The sequence below is a fragment of the Ruegeria sp. AL2 genome, assembly GCF_056540845.1.
In genome coordinates, this window is sequence record NZ_JBQFXM010000011.1 from 104,656 (window position 1) to 116,915 (window position 12,260).

The window sequence follows — 12,260 nt, forward strand, 5'->3', positions numbered from 1 at the left end:
GGGTTTTGGGCGCAATGATTATGGCGTAGAAGGCCGCCTTGATCCTTTTTCAGGTAGCTTCCATGACCCAGCCCAGATCCGAGTTGCTGATGCCTGCGGGCAATCTGCGCAAACTTAAACTCGCCATCCTCTATGGGGCAGACGCCGTGTATCTGGGCACGCCGGATATGTCGCTGCGCACCAAGTCTGAGTTTTCGCTGGACGAGGTAATTGAAGGGGTCGAGTTCTGCCACAACCATGGCCGGCGCGCCTACCTGACACTGAACCTGTTCTCGCATAACAAAGACATCCCGAAACTGGACGAATACATCGACACGGTGCGCAAGGTGCAGCCCGACGGGTTGATCATCGCCGATCCGGGCGTATTCCAATACGTCCGCGAGCGCGCGCCCGAACTGCCGCTGCATATCTCGACCCAGGCCAATATCTGTTCGTGGCTGTCGGTGAAGTTCTGGCAGGATCAGGGGGCCGAGCTGGTGGTTCTGGCGCGTGAGGTTTCCTATCCCGAACTGGTCGAGATCCGTGAGAAATGCCCTGATATCAAGTTAGAAGCCTTCGTGCACGGCGCTATGTGCATGACCTATTCGGGCCGCTGCCTGCTGTCGAATTTCATGGCCGAACGCGGGGCCAACCAGGGCAACTGCGCCAATTCCTGCCGCTGGAACTACGGTCTGAAACTGCGCCTCAAGGATGGTACGCATCAGGAATTGCGTATCACCGAAGAAAACGCCGACCTGTTCGAATTCCTGCTGGAAGAAGGCTGTCGCCCCGGTGACCTGATGCCCGTCGAAGAGGATGATCGCGGCTCGTACATCCTAAACTCACGCGACCTCTGCATCATGCCGAAGCTGGACGAGTACCTGAAAATCGGTGTCGACAGCCTCAAGGTCGAAGGGCGCGGCAAATCGGAATACTACGCCGCGATCGTCGCGCGGGCCTATCGTATGGCCATCGATGACTATTTCGCGGATCCCGAAAACTGGGACCCCAAGCCTTACATGCGCGAGCTCGAAACCGTCGGAAATCGCGGCTATACGCTGGCCTTTCACGAGGGTCGGCTGACAAACTATGCACATGATTACGAACACACGGCCTCGATCTCGCAATGGGAATATGCCGGGATCGTCACCGAAGTGACCGAGGATGCCTTTCTGGTTGAGGTGAAGAACAAGCTGGAACCGGGTGATGTGCTGGATTTCGTCTCGCCAGTCGCACGCGACACGGTTCTGCTGCGGGTCTATGATTTCGAACGCGCCCATGATGGCGCACGGTTGGACGTGGTTCATGGCAGCACAAAAACCATCATCCGGTTGCCTTTCACCCTGTTTGATCACGAGGATATCGACGATCTGCGCGCCCGTTTTCCGGTCTATTCAGTGCTGCGCAAGGAACGCGCCCTGACCGACGAACACTGGAGCCGCATTCGCTTTGACAAGCTCGTGCAGGGATTGGAAACCTCCGGTCGCGACAATTCAACAGCTTATGCACGCCGTCGCGATGATCTGGTTGAAAAGATTGGCGAAGACGGTAACGAACGCCGGTTCAAGACAAACCGCATCGGCACGGAAGGATGCTGCGGCAAGGGCTGCAACGGATGCCTGATCTTCTGGCAGGATGACAAATACGCGTTGGCCCGCGAGGTACTGTCCAAACGAAAACAAGGCGAACAGCTCAGCCGCCGTGAGGCGACAGAACTCAAGCTGCCGGGTGAACCGGCTTAGTTTCCCACCCGATATTCTTCGGGGATAAAGAACGTATAGTCGCGATCCGCCACTTGCTCGTGACAGACATGGCAGTACGCGACCTCACTGGCGCGGTCCCCCATAGTATCCCCGAACACCGACCCGTCCGGCAGCACCATTATATAACGCCAGTCAGCGGTGATCGGGCTGGTACCGTCTGGCAATTTTTCCATTATGAACATGGCCCCTGGATGTATGTGACCTTCATCGGTCACCGTCATGCTGTCCTTGGCAAGCACCGATCCCATGGGAAGTTTTTCGCCTTGCTGCAATGTCCCGTAGTTATGTGCCATTCGGTTGGCATACGAGTTTACGTAACGCTGCCCGTGCGTGGCCGAGATATAAGGCGCGTCGTTAAAAAGCGGCCAGCTTTGGTAGTTGAGGATCAGATCCAGTTGCGCCGCGGCATACCCCCGTGCCATGCGACGGCTTAGTGAATGGTAGTGGGCCGCGGCCTCATCCTTGCTCAACTCTGCCGGATTTTCGATCGCAATATGAGCGTTGTGACCATCCGCCGTTGCCAGTCCTGAAGAAATCAGAAGTATCGCGCACGCAATGGCTTTGTGCTGGAGAATTATTCGTAGATAGGAGTCCATTATTACGACCCGCCTGAAAATCAGTTCGCCTGAGCGCCACGTGACGACAGAGTTCTTATTCTAGCGGCTCTGGGATCTCTTACCAGCTCAGGTCCCAGAATCTCACCGCCTTGTGCTTCGATTTGAACCTGCATCCTGCGGCATTGAATCTTTAAAATATAGCAAATTATGCATATTGAATCAGTATCTGAAACATTAAGTTTACAGGCACACTTCATGCGTGCAGGCGGTCATTTTGGACAATCAAAGCACGACCACCCGATCCATGATGAACCGGACAGAAAAACTACCGGGTTAAACCGGCTTCGGACTCAATCTGTTTGCGCGATTTGCGGGCACGTTCGGTTGCCGATTTCAACTGACCGCACGCCGCCATGATATCCTCGCCCCGTGTCTTGCGAATGGGAGAGGCGTAGCCTGCCTGATAGATGATGTTGGCAAAAGCGCGGATGCGGTTGTTCGAGCTGCGCTTGTACGGTGCACCGGGCCATTCGTTGAACGGGATCAGGTTGATCTTGGCCGGAATCTTGTGGCGCTTGATATGGTCGATCAAACGATGGGCATCCTCGTCACTGTCATTCACACCGTCCAGCATCACGTATTCGAACGTGATCCGCTCGGAGTTCGAGGCATTGGGATAGCCGGCCAGCGCCTGCAACAACTCATTGATATTCCACCGTTTATTGATCGGAACCAGAACGTCGCGGGTTTCATCCGTGGTTGCATGGAACGAGATCGCCAGCAGACAACCGATTTCCTCGGCGGTGCGTGCAATTTCGGGCACCACTCCGCTGGTCGACAGCGTGATGCGGCGGCGCGACAGGGATATCCCCTCGGGGTCCATCGCGATCTTCATCGCGTCGCGGACGTTTTCGAAATTGTAAAGCGGCTCACCCATTCCCATCAGAACGATGTTCGACAGAAGGCGCGTTTCATCCTTTGGCGCACCAGGGGTCGGCCATTCGTCAAGATCGTCGCGCGCCATCATGATCTGCCCGACAATTTCGGCAGATGTTAAATTACGTACAAGCTTCTGGGTGCCGGTATGACAAAACGAACATGTCAGTGTACATCCGACCTGAGACGATATGCACAGCGTTCCGCGATCTTCCTCGGGGATGTAGACCACCTCGACCTCGTGCCCACCCGCGATACGGCACAGATATTTGCGGGTGCCGTCCTCGGACACCTGTCGGGTCACGACCTCAGGGATCTCGACCACAAAGTTTTCGGTCAGTTGCGCACGGTACGCTTTGGCGAGATTCGTCATCGCGGAAAAATCACGCACACCCCATTGATAGATCCACTGCCAGATCTGACCGGTGCGCATCTTGGCCTGCTTTTCCGGCGTGCCATGTTCGATCAGAACCTCGCGCAAACGGTCGCGGGTGAGACCGACAAGGTTCACCTTCCCCTCGGGCAATTTACGAGGGAGAGTCATGACGTCTTGCGTGATCGGCACTGTGGGCGACATTGTGGTACCTGCTGGGGCGTATCTTCAAGGATTCTGGCTTGGGATGCGCCTCTATATAGGAACCTGTGCAAAGATCAAAAGGAATCGTTTCAGTCAGTCTGCAAAACTCAACAGTTCTTCAACGCGTGCCCGCCCCAAATTCACCCGGCATGATGTGATTGCGATACCTGTACCCGATCCGCCACCAAACGACGCGCCGACGGCGGTGCAATGCGTATCGCGATAGGTTTCCCAGGCTTGTTGCGCCGCTATGAGGGCAGGTTCAGCCACTATCCGCCCGGTGACCTCATCCAGCTCCTTGGCAGATTGTACCGCCAAATCAAAACTCACCTGTAGCGCACGCGACACCCGTGTTTCCATCTCTCCGACGCAGGATCCGATTTCGACTTGTGATCCGGCGTCGGAACATTCCAACGCCGGGTCGGCGGTTGCAGTGGCTGGCAAAAGCAGTGCAATCAAGATCAGACGCATGGCCGCCTCATTCATCTATTCAGCAGGGGTCAGGCCAGAGTAACATGTTTTGCCAGAAAGGTTTAGATGCAGGTTGGCCCCCTGAATCAACGGAAATGCGGTTCCGCGTCAGACACCCGCGGGTGGGACATAGCAATCTTCGGCATCCAGGGTCTTGACAGGATCGTTCGGTCCGCATTGTTCGCCGGTTACGGGATAAGTCTGGCCCTTGTTTTCACAGGCGCTCAGCAGCATGGCTGATATCATCATCAGCGCGGCAAGAGTTTTGTTCAGCATAGTGGCAACTCCTTGGTTTCTCTTGAACTGATTAGTTCAGAAACCGTCAAGGCTCACTTTGACACGGATCAAGTAAACGCGTTGATCCTGCGTAAAGTTACAACCCACGCTCTAGAGGGAATTACAGTACTGGTCCACGTTGTGATTGAGTTCTGCGGTGTTGAAGGTTCCCCATCTCAGAGGGTTTAAACATAGCTACGACGGAAGCGCTTGTGTGGCATACTGTTTGAATGTGGAGCGTACCGAAAGCGGCGCTTGGTGATACTGCATCCTGACAGGCACGAATAAGAAAAGGCTTACGCAGACCGGTCAACATCGCAGTCTTGGCCTTCAACTCGCCGCGCACAACGCGAGCTGATTGGGTTGATATGCGAACGATCAGTGACCGCAACGCGGGACGAAGTGAGCTTTCGCTGCGAATGTGCCAAGGTCCGCTTCAGCAACCGGGGCTGGTCAAAAACGAATGTTCTTGGCTTCCAGCCTTCTAGGCTGGTGTTGCTGAGAGCTACACGTCGGCGCGCTTCAAGAAGGTCAAAGCAAGACCCAAGGAGACAAGAAGACCGCCACAAATCCTGTCGATCCACAACGCCCCGCGATTGCTGAGAAACTGCACTGAATTTGCGCCCAGGCCTGCATAGGCGGTCATGACGAGCACATCGACCACGATAAAGACTAGCGCCAGCACTACATACTGTTGAAACATTGGCTCTGTCGGTATGAGAAACTGCGGCAGGAACGCTGTGAAGAACAGGTAGCCCTTGGGGTTTGTGACCGCGACAAGAAAGCTCTTCCTAAAGACTGCCTTGTTGCGAAGCGTACCCAATTTCTCGTTCTTGGTTGAGTTCTCGACCGGCCCCAATTGGCCGGATGATCGCATCATCTGTACGCCCAGCCAGACGAGGTAAGTAACGCCGATCCATTTGACGACACTGAACAGAATCGCCGAGGCAGCTAGGATAGCACCCAATCCCAACCCCGCCGCCGCGATGAGAACGGCGTCAGAGATCGCCGCGCCCGCGATGCCGTACCCTGCCACAGCGATACCGAACCTTGATCCATTGGATAGGGCGAGCAAGACCGTTGGGCCGGGCGTCATAACCACAACCAGCGCCAGAAGGGCGAATGTCAGAAGTGAAAGTTCCATTGCGCGGTGTCCTGCTGAATCAGATAGATGGCCAGGCCGGTCAGGAGGAGTGACACTCCGCTGACTACGGTTCTTAGGCTGTTCCAGAATTGCCAAGAGGATGAATAGTCAAGCCAGATACCGCGCGCCGCCTCGGTATCGGTTGGAACAACAACCTCTGCCAGCGCTTCATTCATCGGAACGTTGACTGTGACCGTGACAAAGAAGGCCCCAACAACGTAGAGCACTGCAGCAAAGCCGAAGAGTGCGGCAGAGCGCTTTTTTTGTTGGGTCGAAGCGACATATAACGTTACCACAAGTATGAGAGGCGTCAGGAAGAATGCCGGGAAAAACGCCGCGTTTCGGACAGAAGCGTTCATAGCTTGCATCGCGGCGATGGCCGTTCGTGGCTCTGTGGCATCCAGCCCCCACATCGTCGAACAGACCCAGGCGTAGAAAAACCCGAAGATTGCGCCGATGCTCAAGAGCGAGAGCATGGACATGGGCAATAGAAACCGAGCCATCAGACTTGCTCTGCAACGGTTTCCTGTTGTGGGCGCGCCACTTTCACAACAGAGGCAAAGATGACCAGCGCAGCAAATTGGCCAAGGAGAACCGCCGGGTAGATCAGGTCCAATTGTGCGTCGAAATATTTCTGCGGCCCGAAGGAAACCAGGGCCATGAGCGCGGCAAAAACGCTCAAAATGTGTCCCGCCCGACTGCGTAGCGGTTGCACGATGATCGCTGCCAGAGCGACAGACATCGCGGCTCCAAGAAACGGAGCAATGCCAAATAGGGGCGTGGCGATGGGCGGATGAGGCCTGATCCCGGCATACAAGGCGGAAAGCATGATCCCCTGCAGAAGGATGAGTGTTGCCAAAGCGGCGATGACGTGACGGTCAGATTGTTCCATTTTTGTATCTCCAAAAGTGTAATTGCGATTACGGTTGCGGATATCCGTAATTTGAGTTACGGTTTCTGTCAACAGGTCGGAGAGTGATTTTGCGAGAAGAGAAACGATCGCTGCGTCAGCAACAGATCGAGGCGGCGGCCTACAAGGTGCTGGAGGTCAAAGGGTATGGGGGTACGTCCATGCAGGGCATTGCGAAACAGGCCCGCGCTTCCAACGAGACGTTGTACAACTGGTATGGGGATAAACAGGGGCTGTTCCGTGCCCTCGTCACGCGTAACGCAGAAGAAGTGAAATCCCACCTGGAAGCTGAATTGGAAACCGACCATGACGCGCTTTCCATTCTGGGAACGTTGGGGCCGAAGCTTTTGGATTTGCTAACTGGTGATCGTGCCGTAGCACTCAACCGGGCCGCAGCCGCTGATAGCAGTGGTGAGCTTGGCGCGACGCTTTCAAAGGCCGGGCGAGAAGCTGTATTTCCCTTGCTGGAGCAGGTGCTGCTACGTGCGCGGCAGGAAGGCCACCTTCGCTTTGAGCATTCCGGAGCAGCCGTGGGTCTCTATCTTGATCTGTTGATCGGTGATCAGCAAATCCGGCGCGTGATTGGACGGCTCCCGGCTCCGACAGACGACTTCTGCGAGGCTCGCTCGCAAAGGGCTGTAACCCACCTTCGCCAATTGCTTGGCAGCCAAATATACGGAGATAGCCGTGAGTGAACGACGACCGCCTGAAGCTTGTAAGACTATGGCTGAGCTTCGCGTTCAGATCGACGCCATCGATATCGAGCTGATTACTCTTCTTGCCAACCGCAGCGGCTACATCGACCGCGCTGTTGATCTGAAGAAGATCGAGGGGCTGCCTGCAAGGACAACAGATCGGGTAACCGAGGTTTTGAATAAAGTCAGCGCAACGGCCACGCAAAATGGGCTGGACCCGGATCTTGTGCGCAAGCTTTGGTCAGAACTGATCGAATGGTCGATCCAGAGGGAAATCCGGGAGCTTGGGGAATAATGCCATTCGGAAATACCAAAGGCGCTGTTGGTGAGGCGGACCTATGAAACTCATCCGCGATATCAGAAACGCGGGGGTTTTTCACAAGGCGGCGAAGTCAATGCAAGCAGGGGATTATTCGGCCGTTCTTGACCGCTTGGAAGGGTTCCAAGCGCAACCATATTTCATGGCCAAGGCGGAACTGTTTCGCGCAATGGCGCGGCATCGGCAGAACCGCTTCGCCGATGCAGTCCACCACTATGACAATTTTCTGATGAGCTATCTTGCGGACATGCCGCAAAAGGACCGTGTCTATGTGGAAGAGTATGCGAAATTCTTCAGAAGCCGCGCTCAAGCGAGAATTGATCCGTCAACACCGTTGTATTCATCTCTTGACGAGTTGAGAAAGCTGGATCTGTTGCAAACTTTTGGCTGTTGACGAAGCCAGATTCTGCGGATGAATGACATTCGATAAAATCAGTCGAAAGTCAGTTCATGATTTCCTTCAAAGGCGCACAATATCCGAAGGATGTGATCCTGTTCGCGGTGTTTTTCTATGTCCGATACGGTGTGTCCTACCGGGATTTAGAAGAAATCATGGCCGAGCGCGGTGTTTCAGTGGACCACACCACGCTAAACCGATGGGTAACACGGTATTCTCCTGCAATCGCTGAGGCAGCGCGTCGCCGCAAAGAGCCATGTGACCGTTCGTGGAGAATGGAGGAAACTTACATCCGAGTGAAAGGGAACTGGGTTTATCTCTACCGAGCCGTCGATAAGAGCGGCAAGACGCTTGATTTCATGCTGTCCCGGCGCCGCAACAAATCTGCTGCCACTAAATTCTTTGCCCGAATGCTGGAAGCCAATGGCTTTCCTCGAAAGATTGTCATCGACAAAATTGGAGCTAACACCGCAGGCATCAAGGCCATCAACAAAATGCTCAAAGGTTTTGGCTGTCCGATCTCGATCGAGATGGTCAGGCGGAAATACTTGAACAATATCGTCGAGCAGGACCACCGTTTCATCAAGAGACGCACGCGGCCAATGCTGGGGTTCAAGGCTTTCGATTCAGCGGCGGCAACGCTCGACGGAATCGAAGTGTCGCACATGATCCGCAAGGGCCAACTCACGCCTGGACTCTGTCCATTTCAGCAGTTCGCTGAGCTCGCCACCTGACTCACAAGCGATTGCCGAAACAACTTAACAGGCTCAAATCTTTGCAACACAACCCATGAAACCCTGAGTTTGCCTGAGTGGAAGTCGAAACACGACCCGCAGAGTGAGGCAAATCTCGATGCCCAAATCGGAGTAACGCGCCTGACGGCCACATGTCTTGCGGCGTGGAGAAGCCCAGTTTTCGACCACATCTTCAGAAATCCAGATTGTCACATCACCTCGACTCCGGAGACCTTGACTGTATTCCTTGCAGTTGGTGACGCGGTACTTCGCTTTGGGAAACTTTTCGCGACGCGCATGATTGAACTTGTATGGCATTCACAGCAACTCAGGAAAAGAAAAGCGCCAGAGCTAAACTGGGGAGCCGATCCGTGCAACAAGGTCCCTGAGACCGAGAACACAGAAAGAATCTACGGTAGCGCGCTGGAGGAAATTCCAAAACGGCGAACGTCCACGTAGGGCATTGCCAATCAAATACGGAGATATCTGATCCACACGCTTTGGGGAGTGGAAAGAAGTTGGGGGTCAGTTGGTTTTGGGCTTAGGAGTATCCCATCGGAAGAGTGGGAGATTTGATGGAACTCAGGATCAAAGTCGAAACCGTTTTTGAAGATGGTCGCCTGCAGGAACACGAGCTGGGATCGTGGAAGAGGAGCCCGGAAAGCCTCAATCCGGAGGCAATCAACAAGTTCAGCAAGAAAACAGGAGACGTGGTGTCATTGACTCTCAAAACGGACGCTTCGCGTGAGACAGGGGCACCTGCAGGAGGATCGGTGATCCCATTCTCCCGGCGTGAATCGTAATAGGGTCGGCACATGCGCGTGAAAATCGATGTCTCGGAAGAGGAACTGGATGGTGACTATGGCGCGGTTCCGGGGCTCATTATTACCTGTACACGGTGCCGGCACTCTGTGGAGGTGTTCGGCACCGAAGAAAACTCGGTGAAACGGGGAGCGGTCATGCTTCGGGATGAATGTCCTTTTGACGAAGACAACTTCTACTCGGCGTAGTTCGTTGGAGGACCTCTTAACATCGTCGGTCGATCGCCGCAGATCGATCCGTGATCTGACATGCCCGGACTGCGGCGTAAGTTTGAACCGTTTTTCACGAATAATACCTATTCAAGAACATTTTTCATGTGCTAGGAACGGATTTCATGGGTGCAATGCTCTGCAGTAAAAATTCACGCCAAGGGAACGGAATTCATGCCATCGGACCAACAGGTACTTTTTTCGGGCCCGAGAACCGTTTTTCAGGAGCGTCGCCTTCCTGAGACCGCCACCTTGGCAGGCTACAGCGCACTGATTGACGCCTACAGATTGTCTGTGCCACTGCCCCGCAAACTTTCGGCAACAGGGAACCATCACCGGGTCGTTGAGGATGAGGTTTGGCGCATCCTGACGCCGCGCCACGCCCCGAGTGCAGACTTAGATGGCCACCTCACCTTCGCTCTCAAATACGAAGGGCTTGATCTTGCTGTCCTCGCGAAGCTGTTCGCGGCCACCGGGCCTGACGGCATTGTTGACATCGTGCGCAAAAAGCCAACCGGCAGCTACGCAAGGCGAATCTGGTTTCTGTTTGAATGGCTAACGGGAAGCCGACTGAATCTGCCAGATGCAGAAGGCGGTCGCTACGTGCCTGTCGTTGATCCCGACCAACAGTTCGCGACGGAAGGGGAAAACGCTCCCCGATATCGCGTTAAAAATAATCTGCCGGGAACTAGAGACTTCTGCCCGCTGGTCTTTCGCACGAAAAAGCTAGACGAGTTCATCGCGATGGACTTGGCCAGTCGAGCCCGCGCGGTCATCGCCGATGTCCCCCGGGACTTGCTCGCGCGCACGGCTGCTTTCCTTCTACTCAAAGACTCACGTTCCAGCTACGCGATCGAAGGCGAGCGTCCACCACAAGACCGAATTCAGCGTTGGGGCCGTGCGATCGGCGAGGCCGGTCGCCAGCCGCTCGACCGCGATGAGCTGCTACGACTGCAACGGATCGTCATAGGTGATGCCCGGTTCATCAAGCTGGGTTTCCGCGACGAGGGCGGTTTTGTTGGCGAGCATGACCGCGAAACAAGGATGCCGTTGCCTGATCATATAAGTGCCCGGCATGAAGATCTTCCGTCCCTGACTGACGGGATGATCGCTTTTGATCACGGTGCGTCTCGGCACTCTGACCCGATCGTGTCCGCTGCAATCCTCGCATTCGGTTTTGTCTACATACACCCGTTTGAAGACGGTAACGGCCGGCTGCACCGCTACCTGATCCACCATGTTCTAGCGGAACGCGGCTTCAACCCACCAGGGGTGGTCTTTCCGGTGTCCGCCGCGATTCTAGAACGCATAGATGAGTATAGAACGGTTCTTGAGAGCTATTCAGCACGACTGCTGCCGCTCATCGAATGGGAGCCGACGGAAAAATTCAACGTTCGGGTCTTGAACGACACAGGCGATTTCTACAGCTTCTTCGACGCGACGCCACACGCAGAATTCCTCTATTCATGCGTCCAAAAGACAATCGAAGAAGACCTGCCGTACGAGACAGCATTCCTTCGAAATTACGATGCATTCCGCAGCCAGGTCGAAGCTATTGTTGATATGCCTGACCGCACCATCGATCTGTTGTTTCGCTTCCTTCAACAGAACAGCGGCACCCTGTCGCGTCGCGCCCGAACCAATGAGTTCAAGGCATTGACCGACGACGAAACGGCGCGGATCGAGCACGTCTTTGCAGAAACAATGATTTAGATCGAGGTGGCCTTGCATGCACTTGTCACGGATTGTGATCGAGAACTTTCGGAATTTTTCAAAACTGGACGTAGCCCTCGATGGAAACGTTGTTGTGGTTGGCGAAAACAAAGTCGGCAAAAGCAACCTGGTGCATGCCCTCCGGTTGCTGTTTGATCCCTCTCTGCCCGACAGCGCCCGTGAACTTGGCCTCGCCGATTTCTGGGACGGGCTTGAGGGCCTGGAAGAAGACGACAAGATAGTCATTGCTGTCGAAATCGAAGAGTTTGACTCTGACCTCGATATCCTTGCTCTACTCACGGACTTCCGCCTCGACGATGACCCCGACACGGTCCGCCTGACCTACGAATGTCGCGCGCGACCGGGATTAGTCAGTGCACCGACATCGGACAACGACCTGGAGTTCATTTGTTTCGGCGTTGAAAGAGTGACGAAACGTTTCGGCCATGACCTCCGCCGCCGCCTGACCATGGACCTGTTGCCAGCTCTTCGTGACGCGGAAGGTGACCTCGCGGAGTGGCGCCGATCGCCTCTGCGCCCGCTAATCGAGGAAGCTTTCGCCGACATCGACCAAGCAGATCTTGATGAAATCGGTGAAGCAATCGAGGAAGCCACCGACAAATTGACGGCCTTCCAGAGTGTCGGGGATCTTGGACCTGTCACGCTTTAGGTCATGTTGACAAATGGCGAAACCAAAGTCGGATGGACGTTATATCGATGAATCCCAGGAAGCTTTCTGCGGTCTTGTCGTAGCGGGT

Annotated in this window: 17 protein-coding genes and 1 pseudogene; 9 read left to right on the forward strand and 9 right to left on the reverse strand. The window is 54.8% G+C overall.

What is annotated here, in order from left to right; genetic code table 11:
* Nucleotides 1-62: 62 nt before the first annotated feature.
* Complete coding sequence (locus ACR0ID_RS14245) at nucleotides 63-1,721, forward strand: U32 family peptidase (RefSeq protein ID WP_480606379.1); 1,659 nt, start codon at nucleotides 63-65, stop codon at nucleotides 1,719-1,721.
* On the opposite strand, the gene ACR0ID_RS14250 is transcribed toward ACR0ID_RS14245, so the two are convergent.
* The 7 genes from ACR0ID_RS14250 to ACR0ID_RS14280 form a co-directional block, all read right to left on the reverse strand.
* Nucleotides 1,718-2,338 (reverse strand): cytochrome P460 family protein, encoded by a 621-nt coding sequence (locus tag ACR0ID_RS14250; protein ID WP_480493906.1) that lies wholly within the window; start codon nucleotides 2,336-2,338, stop codon nucleotides 1,718-1,720. The two genes, ACR0ID_RS14245 and ACR0ID_RS14250, sit on opposite strands and share 4 nt — an antisense overlap.
* 286 nt (nucleotides 2,339-2,624) lie before the next feature.
* On the reverse strand, nucleotides 2,625-3,812 hold the full coding sequence (gene rlmN, locus ACR0ID_RS14255) for a dual-specificity RNA methyltransferase RlmN (RefSeq protein ID WP_480517925.1): 1,188 nt from the start codon (nucleotides 3,810-3,812) through the stop codon (nucleotides 2,625-2,627).
* A gap of 93 nt (nucleotides 3,813-3,905) precedes the next feature.
* The gene (locus ACR0ID_RS14260) at nucleotides 3,906-4,283 is read right to left on the reverse strand and encodes a lysozyme inhibitor LprI family protein (RefSeq protein WP_480474203.1); all 378 of its coding nucleotides are present in this window, start codon (nucleotides 4,281-4,283) and stop codon (nucleotides 3,906-3,908) included.
* A gap of 108 nt (nucleotides 4,284-4,391) precedes the next feature.
* Nucleotides 4,392-4,559, reverse strand: a complete 168-nt coding sequence (locus tag ACR0ID_RS14265; protein WP_480606382.1) for a hypothetical protein — start codon at nucleotides 4,557-4,559, stop codon at nucleotides 4,392-4,394.
* Between the two features lie 505 nt (nucleotides 4,560-5,064).
* Nucleotides 5,065-5,703, reverse strand: a complete 639-nt coding sequence (locus ACR0ID_RS14270) for a LysE family translocator (RefSeq protein ID WP_480606385.1) — start codon at nucleotides 5,701-5,703, stop codon at nucleotides 5,065-5,067.
* Nucleotides 5,685-6,185, reverse strand: coding sequence for an anthrone oxygenase family protein (locus ACR0ID_RS14275; protein WP_480606388.1), 501 nt, complete (start codon nucleotides 6,183-6,185; stop codon nucleotides 5,685-5,687). The genes ACR0ID_RS14270 and ACR0ID_RS14275 overlap by 19 nt, the downstream gene beginning before the upstream one ends.
* 20 nt (nucleotides 6,186-6,205) lie before the next feature.
* Nucleotides 6,206-6,595: a hypothetical protein gene (locus tag ACR0ID_RS14280; RefSeq protein WP_480606391.1), complete on the reverse strand. Its 390-nt coding sequence runs from the start codon at nucleotides 6,593-6,595 to the stop codon at nucleotides 6,206-6,208.
* An 89-nt stretch (nucleotides 6,596-6,684) separates the two neighbouring features.
* Between ACR0ID_RS14280 and ACR0ID_RS14285 the strand changes: the two genes are divergently transcribed.
* From ACR0ID_RS14285 to ACR0ID_RS14300, 4 genes are read left to right on the forward strand one after another with little or no spacing between them, the layout of a single operon-like run.
* Nucleotides 6,685-7,308 carry a TetR/AcrR family transcriptional regulator gene (locus ACR0ID_RS14285; protein ID WP_480606393.1) on the forward strand — a complete coding sequence of 208 codons (624 nt, stop codon included), beginning with the start codon at nucleotides 6,685-6,687 and terminating at the stop codon, nucleotides 7,306-7,308.
* Nucleotides 7,309-7,336: 28 nt separating this feature from the next.
* A complete protein-coding gene (locus ACR0ID_RS14290; protein WP_480606396.1) occupies nucleotides 7,337-7,603 on the forward strand; it encodes a chorismate mutase in 267 nt (88 codons plus the stop codon).
* A gap of 43 nt (nucleotides 7,604-7,646) precedes the next feature.
* Complete coding sequence (locus tag ACR0ID_RS14295) at nucleotides 7,647-8,021, forward strand: hypothetical protein (protein WP_480606398.1); 375 nt, start codon at nucleotides 7,647-7,649, stop codon at nucleotides 8,019-8,021.
* 56 nt (nucleotides 8,022-8,077) lie between these two features.
* Nucleotides 8,078-8,758 (forward strand): IS6 family transposase, encoded by a 681-nt coding sequence (locus ACR0ID_RS14300; protein ID WP_480606401.1) that lies wholly within the window; start codon nucleotides 8,078-8,080, stop codon nucleotides 8,756-8,758.
* A gap of 33 nt (nucleotides 8,759-8,791) precedes the next feature.
* Here ACR0ID_RS14300 and ACR0ID_RS14305 read toward each other — a convergent pair whose 3' ends face one another.
* Entirely contained in the window at nucleotides 8,792-9,076 is a 285-nt protein-coding gene (locus ACR0ID_RS14305; protein WP_480606404.1) for a transposase, read from the reverse strand.
* A gap of 257 nt (nucleotides 9,077-9,333) precedes the next feature.
* Here ACR0ID_RS14305 and ACR0ID_RS14310 point away from each other — a divergent pair, with 257 nt between their 5' ends.
* The 4 genes from ACR0ID_RS14310 to ACR0ID_RS14325 all read left to right on the forward strand — a co-directional run bounded on the left by ACR0ID_RS14310 (nucleotide 9,334) and on the right by ACR0ID_RS14325 (nucleotide 12,172).
* Nucleotides 9,334-9,561: a hypothetical protein gene (locus ACR0ID_RS14310; protein WP_480606407.1), complete on the forward strand. Its 228-nt coding sequence runs from the start codon at nucleotides 9,334-9,336 to the stop codon at nucleotides 9,559-9,561.
* Nucleotides 9,562-9,573: 12 nt separating this feature from the next.
* On the forward strand, nucleotides 9,574-9,768 hold the full coding sequence (locus ACR0ID_RS14315; RefSeq protein ID WP_204417415.1) for a hypothetical protein: 195 nt from the start codon (nucleotides 9,574-9,576) through the stop codon (nucleotides 9,766-9,768).
* Between the two features lie 195 nt (nucleotides 9,769-9,963).
* Nucleotides 9,964-11,502: a Fic family protein gene (locus tag ACR0ID_RS14320; protein ID WP_480606410.1), complete on the forward strand. Its 1,539-nt coding sequence runs from the start codon at nucleotides 9,964-9,966 to the stop codon at nucleotides 11,500-11,502.
* Nucleotides 11,503-11,518: 16 nt separating this feature from the next.
* Nucleotides 11,519-12,172 carry an AAA family ATPase gene (locus tag ACR0ID_RS14325; protein ID WP_480606413.1) on the forward strand — a complete coding sequence of 218 codons (654 nt, stop codon included), beginning with the start codon at nucleotides 11,519-11,521 and terminating at the stop codon, nucleotides 12,170-12,172.
* Between the two features lies 1 nt (nucleotide 12,173).
* Here ACR0ID_RS14325 and ACR0ID_RS14330 read toward each other — a convergent pair.
* Nucleotides 12,174-12,260 (reverse strand): annotated as a pseudogene (locus tag ACR0ID_RS14330) (IS5/IS1182 family transposase); the annotation flags it as partial.